The sequence below is a fragment of the Kitasatospora sp. NPDC094015 genome (assembly GCF_040304075.1).
In the GTDB taxonomy this organism is placed as follows: Bacteria; Actinomycetota; Actinomycetes; order Streptomycetales; family Streptomycetaceae; genus Kitasatospora.
In genome coordinates this window covers 42,615-58,554 of sequence record NZ_JBEOUL010000025.1, presented here as the reverse complement: position 1 = coordinate 58,554, position 15,940 = coordinate 42,615, and the positions used below count along the sequence as shown (strand labels likewise).

Sequence of the window (15,940 nt, the reverse complement as noted above, 5' to 3'; positions counted from 1 at the left end):
CCCGGACACCGCTGCGCCGTCCCAGGCGAAGCGGCGAGGTCCGGCGCCGCGGGTGCGGGGCCGGACCTCGTCCGTCGATGCGCCGGTCAGTCCCGGCGGCGCTTGCGGAACAGCCCGCGCGGCTCCTCCGGGGTGCTCTGCTGGTCGGACGGCTCCCACTGGGCCCACTCGTCGCGGGAGCCGAGCAGGGTGTCCGTCAGGCTCGGCAGGTCGTCCATCGGGGTCTCCTCCGCCCAGTCCGGGCGCGGGCGGGACTCGACGGCCGGCAGCTCGCGGGTGGTGTCGACCGCCTGCGGGCCGTCCTCCGGGCCGTCCTGCGCGCCGGACCCGGCCTTCTCCTCCCGCCACATCCGGGGCGGAATCCGGTCCTGGGCCTCGCGATCCCGGGTACCCCGGTCGGCAGCGTCACCGTCAGCACGGCCACCGTCGTCGGTGCCCCGCTCCCGCGACGCCGGCCGCACCGGCGGCAGCACTGCGGTCTCGTCCACGGCGCCGACGGTCGGCAGCACCGCGGTCTCGTCCACGGCCGGCACCTTGGGGAGCACCGAGGTCCGCTCGGCCGCGGCCCGCACGGCGGCGGCCCGCTGCTCCTCCGAGATCTCCTGCGTGGTCTCCTCCGGCGCGACCTGCGGCAGCTCGGCCGTGACGGCCTCCTCCGCGGGCGCCGGGCTCGCCGCGGCGGCAGCCTCGGCGGCGGCAGCAGCAGCCTCGGCCTCGGCCCGCAGCCGCGCCTCCTCAGCCCGCAGCCGCGCCTCCTCAGCCCGCTGCAGCGCCTCCTCGGCACGCCGGCGCTGCTCCTCCCGCTGCAGCTCGCGCTGGCGCTGGAGTTCGGCCTGGGCGGCGGCCTCCGCCTCCTGCCGCTTGCGCTCCTCGGCCTCGACCGCGAGCCGGGCCTCCTCGGCGGCCCGCCGTACGGCCTCCGCCTCGGCCCGCACCCTGGCCTCCTCGGCCTCCTTGAGCCGGGCCTCCTCGGCGGCGCGGCGGGCGGCCTCGGCCGCGACCCGCTCGGCCTCCAGCTTGGCGAGGCGGTCCTTCTCGGCCTGCTCGGCGCGCAGCTGCTCCAGCAGCTCCTGCCGCTTGCGCTCGCTCTCCGCCTCCTCGGCCTGCTTGCGGACCTCCTCGGCGGCCCGCCGGGCGGCCTCCTCGCGGGCGAGGCGGTCCTGCTCGGCCTTGGCGGCGCGCTCCTGGTCGGAGAGCGGCAGCTCGCGGTCGAGCCGGTGGCGGATCGCGGTGGTCACCGCGGCGGCCTGCTGGCTGCCGTCGACCACCAGGTAGCGGGCCGGGTCGGCCGCGGCCAGGGCCAGGAAGCCGGAGCGGACCCGCTGGTGGAACTCGGTCGGCTCGGACTCCAGCCGGTCCAGCGCCTCGGTGAAGCGCTCGCGGGCTGCCGCCGGGTCGACGTCGAGCACCACGGTCAGGTCGGGCACCAGGCCGCCGGTCGCCCAGCGCGAGATCCGGGCGACCTCGGTCGCGGCCAGGTCCCGGCCGGCGCCCTGGTAGGCGATCGAGGAGTCCATGTACCGGTCGGTGATCACCACGGCGCCGCGGGCCAGCGCCGGACGGATCACGTTCTCCACGTGCTCGGCGCGGTCGGCCGCGTAGATCAGCGCCTCGGCGCGGTGCGAGAGGCCGGTGTTGCCGACGTCCAGGACGAGCGAGCGCAGCCGCTGGCCGATCGGGCTGCCGCCGGGCTCGCGGGTCAGCACCACCTCGTGGCCCTTGCTGCGGATCCACTCCGCCAGGGCCTGCGACTGGGTGGACTTGCCGGCGCCGTCCCCGCCCTCCAGGGCGATGAAGAAGCCGGTGCCGGTGGTGCGGTGCGGCGCCACGGTGGCGGAGCCGCGCAGGGCCTGGACCAGTTCGCGGCCGAGCGGCACGGTGCCGCGCCGGTCGTCGGTCTTCAGCAGCACCACGGCGGCCAGCACCAGGGTGAGCAGTCCGGCGGTGAGGACGGCCAGCGCGGCGCCCCCGTGGATGAAGGTGAACCCGCCGGGGCGGATCTCGCCGTACTCGACCTCGCCGTAGGCGGCGGCGATCAGCGGCAGACCGACCAGCGCGGCGGCGACCACGGTCCGCAGCACCGCGTACAGGTGCTCGGTGACCTTGGGCAGCCGGGACTCCTCGATCTCCTGGGCGAGCAGGGTACGGCCGGTGGCCACCACCACCCCGGCGGCCAGGCCGGCCAGCACGGTGAGCAGCAGCACCAGCACGAAGTCCAGCACCAGGCCAGCCAGGATCAGGGTGACGCCCTCGACCAGCAGCGCCAGCGCGAGCAGGCGACGGCGGGAGAGCGCGGGCAGGGTCGCCCGGGTCAGCCGGATCCCGAGCGCGGGGGCGCCGGCCGCGGCGAGCACCAGCAGGCCGTACCCGATCGGGCCGGCCCGGTGGTCGACCGCGGTGAGCAGGCCGAGCGCGCCGACGCCGGCCATCGTGGCGTAGGCGGCAGCGACGGCGAAGGTGAAGTAGGGCGCGGAGCCGGTGCGGCCCTTGCGCAGCGCCGAACCGCCGGGGGCGGCGTCGGTCGGGGCGCGCAGGCCCTGGAGCGGCGAGCGGGGCGCGACCGGTCCGGCCGAGGGCAGCTGCTGGAGGTAGATCAGCACGGCGGAGGCGGCGAACAGCAGGGCGGCGCCGAGCGCCGCCGTGGTGGCCTGGTTGGCCCGCAGCCAGTGCGAGCCGGCGGCGGCGAAGACGTTGTTCAGCAGGGTGAGCAGCACCAGCGCGGTGGCGGCCAGCGGCACGGTGGCCCAGCCGGTGCGGCCGTCCAGGGTGCGGACCGCGTCCAGGCCGGCGGCGGACGGCCGGCGCTCGGCGGCGGGTGCGTACGGATCGGCGGCCGGCAGCAGGCCGGGTACGGCGGCGGCCTTGCCGATGGTCCAGATCCGCTCGGCGGCGCCGGCCACGAAGGCGGTGGCGAGCAGCGGCCACACGGCCGACCCGGGGGCCCAGGTGACCCACCACGGGGCGAGGCCGATCAGCACCGCCCGGACGGCGTCGGCGCCGAACAGGCTCCACCGCCCGTCCAGCCGGCCGCCGGCCAGCTTGTGCACCGGGCCGAGCAGCGCCACCCCGAACAGCAGGGTGGCGAGCAGCCGGGCGCCGAAGACGGCGGCCAGCGCCAGCGCCAGCTGCCGGTAGCCGTGGCCGAACTGACCGCCCAGCACGGCGGCGATCACCGTCAACGGCAGCAGCACCAGCAGCCCGAGCCGGTCGGCGGTGCCGCCGACCAGCTGCGCCGTCCACAGCCGACGGTACGGGCGCAGCCGCAGCAGCGCTCGGGCCCGCTCGCCGGGGGTGCCGGCCGGGGCCACGTCGGGCAGGGCGGGCACGCCAGTGCGGTTGGTGGGCTGCTCCTCGCTCGTCATACCGTCAGCGTAGCGGTCGGGGCAGGCGCCAGTTGGGGCCGCGGGGTCCCTGGGGCGGCCTCATGACACGGTTGTGACGGACCGCGGGCCCGCGCCGGTGGCACGGACCCGCGATTCGAACGCGATCAGCTCTCCTCGGACTCCGAGGTCGCCGGACCGGCCGCGGTCCCGGCCGCGGTGGTCTTCTTGGCCGCCGCCGTCTTGGCCGTGGCGGTCTTCTTGACCGTCGTGGTCTTCTTGGCGGCCGTCTTCTTCGCGGCGGTCTTCTTGGCCGCCGTCTTGGTGGCCGCCGTCTTGGTGGCCGCCGTCTTGGTGGCGGTGGCCTTCTTCGCGGGTGCCTTCTTGGCGGTCTTCTTCACCGGCCCGCGGGCCCGCTTCTCGGCCAGCAGCTCGTAGCCGCGCTCCGGCGTGATGGTCTCCACGTCGTCGTCCTTGCGGAGCGTCGCGTTGGTCTCGCCGTCGGTGACGTACGGGCCGAAGCGGCCGTCCTTGACCACCACCGGGCGCTCGCTGACCGGGTCGGTGCCGAGCTCCTTGAGCGGCGGCGCTGCGGCGGCCCGGCCGCGCTGCTTGGGCTGGGCGTAGATCGCCAGCGCCTCGTCCAGGGTGACCGTGAACAGCTGGTCCTCGCTGGTCAGCGAGCGGGAGTCGGTGCCGCGCTTGAGGTACGGGCCGTACCGGCCGTTCTGCGCGGTGATCTCCTGGCCCTCGGGGTCGGCGCCGACCACGCGGGGCAGCGAGAGCAGCCGCAGCGCGTCCTCGAGGGTGACGGTGTCCAGCGACATCGTCTTGAACAGCGAGGCGGTGCGGGGCTTGACCGCGTTCTTGCCGGTCTTCGGGGTGCCCTCGGGCAGGATCTCGGTCACGTAGGGGCCGTACCGGCCGTCCTTGGCGACCAGCATGTTCCCGCCGACCGGGTCGGGGCCCAGCTCGAAGTCGCCGCTCGGCTTGGCCAGCAGCTCCTCGGCCAGCTCGACGGTGAGCTCGTCCGGCGGCAGCTCGTCCGGGATGTCGGCGCGCTGGCCGGGTTCGCCCTCGACCTGCGAGGCCTTCTCCACGTACGGGCCGTAGCGGCCGACCCGCAGGGTGATCTCGTCGTTCAGCGGGAACGAGCTGATCTCCCGGGCGTCGATCGCGCCGAGGTCGGTGACCAGCTCCTTGAGGCCGCCGAGGTGGTCGCCGTCGCCGTTGCCCGCGTCGGCCGCGCCGCCGGCGGTCAGGCCCTCGCCCTCGCCGAAGTAGAACCGCTTCAGCCACGGCACGGACTGGGCCTCGCCCGCCGCGATCCGGTCGAGGTCGTCCTCCATCCGGGCGGTGAAGTCGTAGTCGACCAGCCGGCCGAAGTGCTTCTCCAGCAGGTTGACCACCGCGAAGGACAGGAAGGACGGGACGAGTGCCGTGCCCTTCTTGAAGACGTACCCGCGGTTGATGATGGTGTCGATGATCGAGGCGTAGGTGGAGGGGCGACCGATCTCGCGGTCCTCCAGCTCCTTGACCAGCGAGGCCTCGGTGTAGCGGGCCGGCGGCTTGGTGGCGTGGCCCTCGGGGTTGAGCTGCTCGGCGGCCAGCGGGTCGCCCTCGGCGACCTGGGGCAGCCGGCGCTCGCGGTCGTCGAGCTCCGCGTTCGGGTCGTCGGCGCCCTCGACGTAGGCCTTCAGGAAGCCGTGGAAGGTGATGATCTTGCCGGAGGCGGAGAACTCGGCGTCCCGGCCGTCGGCGGACCGGCCGCCCACCCGGACGGTGACCGACTGGCCGACGGCGTCCTTCATCTGGGAGGCGACGGTCCGCATCCAGATCAGCTCGTAGAGCCGGAAGTCGTCACCGGACAGGCCGGTCTCGGCCGGGGTGCGGAAGCGGTCGCCGGAGGGGCGGATCGCCTCGTGCGCCTCCTGGGCGTTCTTCACCTTGCTGGCGTAGGTGCGCGGCGCGTCCGGCAGGTAGTTCGCCCCGTACAGCTGGGTGACCTGCGCGCGGGCGGCCGAGATCGCCGTCTCCGAAAGGGTGGTGGAGTCGGTACGCATATAGGTGATGAAGCCGTTCTCGTACAGCTTCTGCGCCACCTGCATGGTCCGCTTGGCACCGAAACCCAGCTTGCGGCTGGCCTCCTGCTGCAGCGTGGTGGTGCGGAACGGCGCGTACGGCGAGCGGCGGTACGGCTTCGACTCGACGCTGCGCACCGAGAACGCGGTCTGCTCCAGGGCGGCGGCCAGCGCGCGGGCGGCCTGCTCGTCGAGGTGCAGGGTGTTGGCGGTCTTCAGCACGCCGTCCTGGCCGAAGTCGCGGCCGGTGGCGATCCGCTTCCCGTCGACCGCGACCAGGCGGGCGCCGAAGGTCTCCGGGTTGGCGGCGTCGGCGGCGGTCCGGCCGGTGCCGAAGGTGCCCACCAGGTCCCAGTACGAGGCGGAGCGGAAGGCGATCCGCTCGCGCTCGCGCTCCACCACCAGGCGGGTCGCGACGGACTGCACGCGGCCGGCCGACAGCTTCGGCATGACCTTCTTCCACAGCACCGGCGAGACCTCGTAGCCGTAGAGGCGGTCGAGGATGCGGCGGGTCTCCTGGGCGTCGACCAGGCGCTGGTTCAGCTCGCGCGGGTTGCGCACGGCCTCCTGGATGGCGTCCTTGGTGATCTCGTGGAAGACCATCCGGTGCACCGGCACCTTGGGCTTGAGCACCTCCCGCAGGTGCCAGGCGATCGCCTCGCCCTCGCGGTCCTCATCGGTGGCCAGGAAGAGTTCGTCGGACTCGGCGAGCAGCGACTTCAACTTGGTGACCTGGGACTTCTTGTCCGCGTTCACCACGTAGATCGGCGCGAAGTCGTGGTCGACGTCGACTCCGAGGCGGCGCACCTCACCGGTGTACTTGTCGGGAACCTCGGCGGCCGTGCCGGGCAGGTCGCGGATGTGCCCGACGCTGGCCTCGACGATGTAGCCGGGGCCAAGGTAGCCCTTGATCGTCTTCGCCTTGGCCGGCGACTCGACGATGACGAGTCGCTTGCCGTGCGCGGTCTCGCTGCTCGGGGACACCTTCGCTCTTCTCTCCCGGTCGTTATCTGTGCTGGTGGCGCGGCCGGCAGAGGGAGGGATGCACCCGCCCAGCCGCCGACCGGGGCAGCCGCTGTACGACGGCCCCACCAGCGGAGTGTGACCGTACCCTGGCCACCCTTGTCAAACGGACGGATCCAGTTTTTTCACCGGCTAGGCCGACCGACGCCACTCGAACGGTAACCCGATGCCGTGCCTTTGCGCTGCGCAGATCAGGCTTTCCGCTCTCCCGGAGGCCTTGCGGGGCAGCTCGGCGGCCGGATTCGGCAGCTCGATGGCTGACGGGCGCTCAGCCGCGACGGCGGGCTCGGGGTGGCTGCGGGAGGCCCGAGCGGGGCCGTGGCGGGGGCGGGGGCTGCCGGGCGCCGGTCGGACGGGAGCGGTGGCGACCGGCTCGGAACGGCGGGCGGGGCGGTCCGGGACCGGTGGATCTCCGGTGGATCTCCTGTGGATCCGGCGGGTCCTCGGCCGGCTGTCCCGGAAGGTCAGCGGATCAGGGCGGCGCCGAGCAGGCTGAGTCCGCCGGCCAGGGTGCTGGTGCCGAGCAGGGCCCAGAACAGGTCGCTGAGCAGCGCCGGCGCCGCGTCCGTACCCGCCAGCACCACCCGGCCGGGCCGGCGTACGTCGTACGCGACCTGCACGTCCGTCCCGGGCACCAACCGGGCCGGACGGCGCAGCGGGGTGTGCCCGCGCGGGCGGGCCAGGACGGTCCCGGAGCGGCCGGATCCGGCCGGGCCGTCGACAGCCGTGTCCGGGACGGCGCGCAGCGTGCCGGCCTCCGCCCGCGAGCCGACCGGGTAGGCGAGCAGCGGCGCGCTGTCGAGCTCGCCGAAGGCGTCCCCGTACGACTCCAGGTAGGGGGTGCGCCCCTGATCGCCGTCGGCCACGACCCGGGCGGTGACCCGGACGCCGTGTCGGCGCAGACGGTGGCGAAGGCGCAGTTCGGCGGCGCACCAGAGCAGGAGTGCGCTGCCGAACACGGCGAGCACGACCCCCGCCGCCAGCGCCGTCGGCTCCTCCACCACGGCCTCCTCGATCCTCTGTCCACAAGCCTGTGGACAGAGAGTCGCAGGCGGCGGACAACCCCGCACCGACGTTCGAAGGACGGCAGGGAACGTCGGGACGACCGAAAGGTGAACGATCCCACCCGGGCGGCGCATCGGGACGCACCGGCGCGCCGCCATGACGGTACGTCACCCGTCGCACCAGCCCCGGCTGTCACGGCCGGGACGGCCCCGGCTGTCATGGCCGGGACGGCCCCGCGTGACCGTCACGTCACAGGCCCGCAACCGGCGCAACCCGGGTGCGCCACGGCCCCGTCCTCCTGGCATCGGAGCGCGACCTCGGACCGCGACCTCGATGGGCGACCACGAGGTGCGGCCGGGCCATCCACAGGGGGTCAACCATGTCCGGACACCGCATCGCCAACGTCACCGTCACCGCCCTGCTCGCCGCCACCGTGCTGGGCCTCACGGCCTGCGACCCGGAGGGCGCCGACGCGGGCAACCCGAGCACCGTGGCCGCCTCGCCGGTCACCTCCGCCACCACGGCCGGGGAAGGTGCGGCGGGCACCGGGACGGCCAGCGCCGGTGCCGGCGCCACGCCCACTGCGCAGCCATCCGGAAGGCCCACCGGGAAGACCTCCGCGAAGCCGTCGGGCAAGCCGTCCCCCGTGGTCGACTGCACGGCCGCGGCGCAGCGCCCGGGTCACCAGGTGGTGCACGTGACGGCGGTGTCCGCCACCGGGTTGACCGCGCAGAAGACCGTTTTCACCTGCGGCCCCGACGTCGACAACGACGGTTACTACACCGCGACCGGGTCCGCGCAGCCGTACCACTTCGCCTCCGGCGCGACCGCGACGGTGGTCGACCTCGGCGCCGGCTCCGCGCAGCGCGCCGTTCCCCTCCCGACGCTGGTCGAGCACCTCGGCGGCTGCCTCGCGCACGCCGACGGCGAGCAGTGCTTCGGCGACAACTACGACGTCACGGTGGACTCGGCGGGCCGGGTCACCACGATCGCCGAGCTGTTCCACCCCTGAGCCCGCGCTGAGCCCGTACTGAGCCGGCGAGGGTGGCGGGGGCGGCTGCCCCCGCCACCCGGGGTCAGGCCGTGACCGGCTCGATGAACCCCTGCTCGGTGAGCATCCGCAGCGACTCCGGGACCCGGTCGCGCAGCACCACCCGGTCCTCGCCGAGCAGCTGGGCGATCGCGTCGACGATCTCCCCGGCGGCCAGCGTGCCGTCGCAGACTCCGACGAACCCGGCACCGACCGTGTCCACCTTGGTCGCCCGCCGCATGCCTCGGTTGTGACGGAGGATCACGTGCTCCGGGTCCTCCGCGCCGGGGGCGCCGACCTGCTCCTGGACCACCTCGTCCGCGAGCACGTACCGCGCGGCCAGCAGCGCCGCGTCGTCGTGGGTGCGCAGGAACTCCTGCCGGGCGAACCAGGCGTCGATGTGCGGACCGAGCGGCTGCTCGACCGGGTGCGGCCACTCCTCGACCCGGACGGCGGGATCGGCCGCGCCGCCGGCCCGCAGCGTGATCCAGCCGAAGCCGATGCCCTCGACCTCGGCGGCCTCGAAGGCGTCCAGCCACTCGCCGTAGCGGGCCTGGTAGTCGGAGCCGGGGCCCCGGTGGTCGCCGCCGTCGCGCAGCCACAGCTCGGCGTACTCGGCGACGTCCTGGACCTGGCGCTGCACCACCCAGGCGTCCAGCCCGGTGCCGGCCACCCAGCCGGCCAGCCGGTCGTGCCAGTCCTGGCCCTTGACGTGCTGCCAGTTCGCGAGCAGGTGGCAGTAGCCGCCCGGCTCCAGGTGCGCCGCGGCGTTGCGCACCACGGTCCGGCACAGCTCGTCGCCGGCCATCCCGCCGTCCCGGTAGACGAACCGGCTGCCGGGGGAGATGACGAACGGCGGGTTGGAGACGATCAGGTCGAACTTCCGGCCGGCCACCGGCTCGAACAGGCTGCCCGCCAGGACCTCGGTGTGGTCGAAGCCGGACAGCGCCAGGGTCAGCCGGGTGAAGTGCAGCGCCCGCGGGTTGAGGTCGGTGGCCGTGACCTGCTGGGCGTGCCGGGCCGCGTGCAGCGCCTGCACGCCGGATCCGGAGCCGAGGTCCAGCACCGACCGGACCGGCCTGCGCACGGTCAGGTTGGCGAGCGTGGTCGAGGCACCGCCGAAGCCGAGCACCAGGTCCTTGCGGGCCACCCCGGCCGCGGTCTCGCCGGAACCGATCCCGCCGGCACCGCCGACGGCGCAGCCGAGGTCGGAGACCACCCAGGCGTCCGCGCTGTCCAGCCCGGCCACCTCGTTGGCGTACGGGCGGATGTCGACGGTCGCCCGGAGCTCGCCGCCGTCCTGCGCCAGCCAGCCGTCGGCCAGGCAGTCCGCCACCGGCAGGGCCGCCTCGGCGGCCGCGTACGGCACGGGCTGCTGCAGCAGGAACAGCCGCACCAGCGTCTCCAGCGGTGTACCGCCACGGGTCGCCCGCAGCGCGGGCACCGCCTCGCTGCGGGCCAGCGCCGCGTAGCCGGTCGGCCCGAGCAGATCCAGGCACCCGTCGGCGGTGAACGAGGCGGCGAGCAGCGCCTCGCGGAGTGCGGCGAGGCGGGCGAGGTCAAGAGCGGGGCTACTGGTCACCCCGCCATTGTCCCCCGCCGCCCGCCCGCGTCCGGCCGTGCGCGGCAGGGCGAGCCCTGGGACGGCTGCGCGGCTCAGCCGGTGGGCGACGCCGAGCCGGTGGGCGCCCCGGCGGATGCCTGCGCGGTGCCGGTCGGCGAGGCTGCGGGCGATCCGGTGGAGCCAGTGGGGCCGGTGGCGGCTCCGGTGCTCGGCGTGCCGGCGTCTCCGGCAGACGAGGAGCCGGCCGTGGTCGGGTCGGTGCCACCGGTGCCCGGAGCCGCGCCAGGGGCGGCGGCCTTGCAGCCCGGCTGCTTCTTCATCGCGTCACCCAGGGTGCCGCTCTGCAGCCGGCCCAGTGCCTGGGTGGACAGCTGCGACAGCCGCTGCACCTGGTCGCCGACGCTGCGCAGCCCGTCCGCGAACTTCGCCTGGTCGGTGGTGGGCAGCCCGTCGAGCTTCTTCTGCGCGTCCTGGTACCCCTGCGCGGCCTGCTTGAGCTCGCCGACGGCGTCCTTCTGGACCGTGGCGCCGTCGTCGACCTTGGGCGCGCCCACCTTGTCGATGGCGTCCGCGAGGTCCTGGTTGGTCTTGCCGAGCGCGGCCAGATCTGCCGACAGCCGCTTCTGCAGATCGGCCGGGGCCTCCTCGGGCGCCACCTTCGCGGTGTCGGCGAGGGCGGTCCTGGACTGGGCGATCGGGCTCTGGGCCGCGTCGCAGACGCCCTTCGCCCAATTGCTCAGGTCGGCGGTGTTGTCGTCCGTGCACGCGGCGGCGCCGAGCGCGAGAACCGCACCGAGTGTGGTCACGGCCAGCAGTCGCTTGTTCACCAGTGGGCCCTTTCGGCGGTCCGGGTCATCGACCAGCGAACCTACACGGCCGTCCGCCCCCACCGCACCGGCCGGGGCGGACCACCCACATAGCGTCAGGTCGGGAGCCGGTCTCCGGCGCGCTCGACCCGGATCGGGTCGCCGTCCCGGACCGTCCGCAGCACCTGCGGATCGCCCTCCAGCGCGCCGAGCAGGTTGCAGGGGCCGGCCAGCCGGCACTCGTCCCCGCGCGAGACCGGGGTCGGGCCGTACGGGAGCGCCAGACTGTCGCCGTCCGTCCAGAACGCGACCGTGCCCGGCTCGACGACCTGCTGGGCGTCGGGCTCCCTCGGTACGGCGACGGGCGTGCCGAAGTAGACCTCCTGGCCCCAGGTGTTGGCCGAGGAATCGATCGGCAGCGCCGCCCAGAGCGCCTCCGACGTGGGCGTCGAACGCAGCAGGGCGGTGGCCTGCCCGGCAGGCCAGAGAATGCGTATCCGCATGGGGTGTCCCTCTCCCGGACGTGGTGACGAATCACCGGTCGCGCCGGAGAGCAGGGAACCGCTGCTTCAACAAATTGTCAATGGAGTCTCGGGGAGACGGGTCCGCGATGCGGGAGTGCGGCACGTGGCCGACCGGCACGTGCCGGAGGTGCAGTACGTGCGGCGCGTTCGGTCCGTGGGGCTCAGGCCTCGACGGGCACGTTGGCGATCGGCCAGCTCATCCGGAGCAGCCCGCCCTCGGCGCCGTTGTCGACCTCGACCTCCTCGACCAGCCCGGTGATCACCGCGAGGCCGAGGTCCTCCTCGCCCACCTCCGCGTCACCGTCGCCGCCCCCGCCCTCGGCGGGGCGGCCGATCGGCCCGGCCTCATCCTCGACCTCGATGAGGAAACGCTTCTCCTGATCGGTGAGCGCGACCCTGACCGTCCCGTCGATGCCACTGCGCTGGTGCAGGCCGACGGCGCGCGAGCAGGCCTCGCCGACCGCGAGCCGGACCTCGTCCAGCACCGACTCGTCCACCCCGACGCGTCTCGCCACCGCGGCTGCCACCAGCCGGGCCGTGCGCACATGGCCGGGAAGCGCGCTGAATCGAAGTTCGACGGTTGCCATCTATCCCCCTCCGGGGTTTGCTCCCGGCGACCGGCCCGGAGCACACCGGCTCCCGGCCACCGCACGGGCAGTGTCGGCATCCCGGACCGGCGGGGCCGCGCAAAACGGCCCCACCGGCACCCGGAACGCGATCAGTCGGTCGCCGCGACGGCCTCGTCCACCGAAGTGTGGATCGGGAACACCTTGGTCAGACCGGTGATCCGGAAGATCTTGAGGATGCGCTCCTGGTTGCACACCAGACGGAGCGAGCCCTCGTGCGCCCGCACCCGCTTCAGGCCACCGACCAGAACGCCGAGACCGGTCGAGTCGAGGAAGTCGACGCCTTCCATGTCGACGACCAAGTGGTAGCTGCCGTCGTTGACGAGCTCGACCAGCTGCTCGCGCAGCTTCGGGGCGGTGTACACATCGATCTCGCCGCCAACCTCGACGACCGTGCGATCGCCGACTGTACGGGTCGACAGGGACAGGTCCACGGAACCTCCAGCACCTTGCCTTGCTACGTCATTGCGATCTTCGGCCAGGTGGCCGCCACCGCGTGGTCGCAGGCCAGGGGCACACAAGCCGCGGCTCGGCCTCGGCATTGCGACCCTCGGCCGTGCGGCCGTCACGGCCTCATTCAACCACTTGTGACCATGCCCGCACGATGGCTTGGGGCGATTCTCCGTCACGCCGGTGACACACTGGGTCTCCATGCCGCCCCGTCATCACCAGCCCGAGGCTCTGCTCACGACCCTGTCCGCCGACCGGGGCCGATCGGACCGCCTCACCCATACGGAGCATCTGCCCGCCCGTGCGGCCCGCTACGCACCCTGGCCTGAAGGAATCCGCCCGGAGATCATGGCGGCGGCCGCGGCCCTCGGCGTGGCGGAGCCGTGGGCCCACCAGGCGGAGGCGATGGCACTCGCCGCGGGCGGCCGGTCCGTGGTGATCGCGACGGGCACCGCCTCGGGCAAGTCGCTCGGCTACCTGGCCCCGGTCCTCAGCGAACTGCTCGACGGCACCGAGGCCCGGAACGGACGCGGCTCCACCGCGCTCTACCTGGCTCCGACCAAGGCACTGGCCGCCGATCAGCGCCGGCGCGCCGCCGAACTGGTGCCCGGCCGGGTCCGGGTCGCCCTCTACGACGGCGACACCCCCGGCGAGGAGCGCGAGTGGGTCCGCCAGTACGCCTCGTACGTGCTGACCAACCCGGACATGCTGCACCGGAGCATCCTGCCCGCTCATCCCCGCTGGTCCACCTTCCTGAAGGCGCTCAAGTACGTCGTCATCGACGAGTGCCACAGCTACCGGGGCGTCTTCGGCTCCCACGTCGCCCAGGTGCTGCGGCGGCTCCGGCGCCTGTGCGCCCGTTACGGGGCCGAGCCGACCTTCGTGCTCGCCTCGGCCACCACCGCGGAGCCCGCGGCCACCGCGCAGCGCCTCACCGGGCTGCCCGCGGTGGCGGTCACCGACGACGCCTCGCCGCGCGGGCCGCTGGTGTTCGGGCTGTGGGAGCCGCCGCTGACCGAAAATGTCGGCGAGCACGGCGCGCCCGTACGCCGCACGGCCACCGCTGAGGCCGGCCACCTGCTCACCGAACTGGTCGAGACCGGCACCCGGACAGTGGTCTTCGTCCGCTCCCGACGCGGGGCGGAACTGGTCGCCCTCCAGGCCCAGGACCAACTCGGCCAACCGCTGGCCGCCCGGGTGGCCGCGTACCGGGGCGGATACCTGGCGGAGGAACGCCGGGCGCTGGAACGCGACCTGCACTCGGGACGGCTGCTCGGCGTGGCCTCCACCTCTGCGCTGGAACTCGGTGTGGACGTGTCGGGGCTGGACGCCGTCCTGATGGCGGGCTACCCCGGCACGCGGGCCTCGTTGTGGCAGCAGGCCGGCCGGGCGGGCCGGGAGGCACAGGGCGCGCTGGCGCTGCTGATCGCCCGGGACGACCCGCTGGACACCTACCTGGTGCACCACCCGGAGGCGCTGTTCGCGACCCCGGTCGAAGCCACCGTGCTGGATCCGGACAACCCCCACGTGCTGGCTCCGCACCTGTGCGCCGCCGCCGCCGAGCTCCCGCTGACCGAGCCGGACCTCGACCTGTTCGGACCGTCCACCGCTCACCTGCTGCCCGTGCTGGAGAAGCGCGGGCTACTGCGTCGGCGCGCCGACGGCTCCTGGTACTGGACCCGCCGCGAGCGGGCCGTGGACGGGGTGGACCTCAGGGGCAGCGGCGGAAACCCGGTGCAGATCGTCGAGGCCCCGACCGGCCGGCTGCTGGGGACGGTGGACGCCGCTGCCGCCCACACCACCGTGCACACCGGCGCCATCCACCTGCACCAGGGCCGTACCTACCTGGTGCAGGACCTCGACCTGGAGACCTCGGTGGCTCTGGTGGAGCGGGCCGACCCGCCCTACACGACCTCTGCCAGGGACATCACCTCCATCTCCGTGTTGTCCACCGACACCACCGAGGAGTGGGGCGAGGCCCGACTCAGCTTCGGGTCGGTGGAAGTGGTCAACCAGGTCGTCGGATACCTGCGGAAGCGAATCTCCACCGGCGAGATCCTTGGGGAGAGCAAGCTTGACCTGCCGCCCCGGACCCTGCGGACCCGAGCAGTGTGGTGGTCGGTGACCGAGGACCAGCTGCTCGACGCCGACATCCCCGTCGACCAGTTGCCCGGCGCCGCGCACGCCGCCGAGCACGCCTCGATCGGGCTGCTCCCGCTCTTCGCCACCTGCGACCGGTGGGACATCGGTGGTGTCTCCGTGCCGCTGCACCCGGACACCGGCCTGCCGACCGTCTTCGTGTACGACGGCCACTCGGGTGGTGCGGGCTTCGCCGAACGCGGCTTCTCCCGTGCGGTCGAGTGGCTGACGGCGACCCGCGCCGCCATCGCCGCCTGCGAGTGCGAGCGGGGTTGCCCCTCCTGCGTGCAGTCGCCCAAGTGCGGCAACGGCAACGATCCGCTGGACAAGGCTGCGGCGGTGCGGCTGCTCGGCATCCTGCTGGCGGGCGCACCGAACCGGCCCGGGGCAGGGGCGCGCGGCACGGAGGCGGACGGTGGGGAGGCCGGCGGTGGAGAGGGCGGCGGTGGAGAGGACCCTGCCCCGGACCCGGCGCCCGACCAGTCGGCGGTCTGAGCAGGCGTCTGCTCCCCCTCGGGCCCCCATCCCCACACCGGTCCGGCACGGGATCTCGCCCGGGCAGGCCCGACCGGCACGGACAGCCCCCGCACCGGGACCTGGACCACCACCTCGACGCCGTCCTCTCCGGGGGCAAGGGCGCAAGAGACCAGCTCGGCATCCTGCAGCCCGGCGATCAGTGCCGCCCGCGCGCACCCGCCGTCGGAGTCGACCAGCATCCGGTCGGCGGCCGCGAGGGCCGCGAGGTCGGCTGCGGACTCCGCGCGGTGCCGCGCCGCCACCACGGCACCGACCTCGAGGCTGACCGCGAAGACCAAGCAGCCCAGCGCGGACAGCGCGACCAGCCACACCGTGGCCGAGCCCCGGTCCGCCGCCGCGCCCGGCAGCCGGGCCCGTGCGGGGCGACCCTGCCGGGCCCTGAGCCGGCCCCGACCGATGAGGCGACCGGGCCTCAGGCCGGCCACGGCTCACCTCCCGCCGCCGTGCCGAAGACGTCCTCGCGAGCAGCCACGGCGGTCGCCCCGAGCCGGACCGGCAGGACCGTGCCGATCCGGCCAGGACCGAAGCACGGGGCTTCCACCGTCACCCGGACGGTCAGGTCGTCCCGGACCAGCCGGACCGAGGCGCCGCGCGGCGCAGCCCGCAGCGCGAGTGCGACGGCATCCGCGTCTCCGCGGGCCGCCGCCCGCGCGGCGAGCCGGGCAGCGTCGACGCAGCGGACCTGGCCGGCAGCCGCCAGCACCCCGGAGACGAGCATCGCCGCCACGAGCACGAGCGCCGGGAGGGCCACCGCGGTCTCGGCCGTCACGAATCCGCCGTCCGCACCGCGCCCTCCGGTCGTGCCTCGCCATCGGCCGCCACGGCGTCGGCAACT

General features: G+C 74.3%; 11 protein-coding genes and 1 pseudogene. 2 read left to right on the top strand and 10 right to left on the bottom strand.

All coding sequences use genetic code 11. The features are described from left to right. Positions 1-86 precede the first annotated feature (86 nt). From tmk to ABT014_RS25650, 3 genes are all read right to left on the bottom strand, one after another. Positions 87-3,362, bottom strand: coding sequence for a dTMP kinase (gene tmk, locus ABT014_RS25660; RefSeq protein ID WP_350641537.1), 3,276 nt, complete (start codon positions 3,360-3,362; stop codon positions 87-89). Positions 3,363-3,487: 125 nt separating this feature from the next. Next, positions 3,488-6,385, bottom strand: a complete 2,898-nt coding sequence (gene topA / locus ABT014_RS25655; RefSeq protein WP_350641536.1) for a type I DNA topoisomerase — start codon at positions 6,383-6,385, stop codon at positions 3,488-3,490. 503 nt (positions 6,386-6,888) lie between these two features. Further along, positions 6,889-7,425, bottom strand: coding sequence for a hypothetical protein (locus tag ABT014_RS25650; RefSeq protein WP_350641535.1), 537 nt, complete (start codon positions 7,423-7,425; stop codon positions 6,889-6,891). A 383-nt stretch (positions 7,426-7,808) separates the two neighbouring features. Here ABT014_RS25650 and ABT014_RS25645 point away from each other — a divergent pair, with 383 nt between their 5' ends. Next, positions 7,809-8,441 (top strand): hypothetical protein, encoded by a 633-nt coding sequence (locus tag ABT014_RS25645; protein WP_350641534.1) that lies wholly within the window; start codon positions 7,809-7,811, stop codon positions 8,439-8,441. A gap of 64 nt (positions 8,442-8,505) precedes the next feature. Here the strand turns inward: ABT014_RS25645 and ABT014_RS25640 are convergent, their stop codons facing one another. From ABT014_RS25640 to bldG, 5 genes are all read right to left on the bottom strand, one after another. After that, a complete protein-coding gene (locus ABT014_RS25640; protein ID WP_350641533.1) occupies positions 8,506-10,041 on the bottom strand; it encodes a DUF7059 domain-containing protein in 1,536 nt (511 codons plus the stop codon). 74 nt (positions 10,042-10,115) lie between these two features. Further along, positions 10,116-10,850, bottom strand: coding sequence for a small secreted protein (locus ABT014_RS25635; RefSeq protein WP_350641532.1), 735 nt, complete (start codon positions 10,848-10,850; stop codon positions 10,116-10,118). 95 nt (positions 10,851-10,945) lie between these two features. Then, on the bottom strand, positions 10,946-11,332 hold the full coding sequence (locus tag ABT014_RS25630; RefSeq protein WP_350641531.1) for a cyclophilin-like fold protein: 387 nt from the start codon (positions 11,330-11,332) through the stop codon (positions 10,946-10,948). A gap of 182 nt (positions 11,333-11,514) precedes the next feature. Then, complete coding sequence (locus ABT014_RS25625) at positions 11,515-11,940, bottom strand: ATP-binding protein (RefSeq protein ID WP_350641530.1); 426 nt, start codon at positions 11,938-11,940, stop codon at positions 11,515-11,517. Between the two features lie 131 nt (positions 11,941-12,071). After that, the gene (bldG, locus tag ABT014_RS25620; RefSeq protein ID WP_018562186.1) at positions 12,072-12,413 is read right to left on the bottom strand and encodes an anti-sigma factor antagonist BldG; all 342 of its coding nucleotides are present in this window, start codon (positions 12,411-12,413) and stop codon (positions 12,072-12,074) included. A 217-nt stretch (positions 12,414-12,630) separates the two neighbouring features. Here bldG and ABT014_RS25615 point away from each other — a divergent pair, with 217 nt between their 5' ends. Continuing rightward, the gene (locus tag ABT014_RS25615; RefSeq protein WP_350641529.1) at positions 12,631-15,063 is read left to right on the top strand and encodes a DEAD/DEAH box helicase; all 2,433 of its coding nucleotides are present in this window, start codon (positions 12,631-12,633) and stop codon (positions 15,061-15,063) included. A 98-nt stretch (positions 15,064-15,161) separates the two neighbouring features. Here ABT014_RS25615 and ABT014_RS34595 read toward each other — a convergent pair. Next, positions 15,162-15,416 (bottom strand): annotated as a pseudogene (locus ABT014_RS34595) (Rv3654c family TadE-like protein); the annotation flags it as partial. Between the two features lie 101 nt (positions 15,417-15,517). After that, a complete protein-coding gene (locus ABT014_RS25605; protein WP_350641528.1) occupies positions 15,518-15,874 on the bottom strand; it encodes a TadE family type IV pilus minor pilin in 357 nt (118 codons plus the stop codon). Positions 15,875-15,940 lie beyond the last annotated feature (66 nt).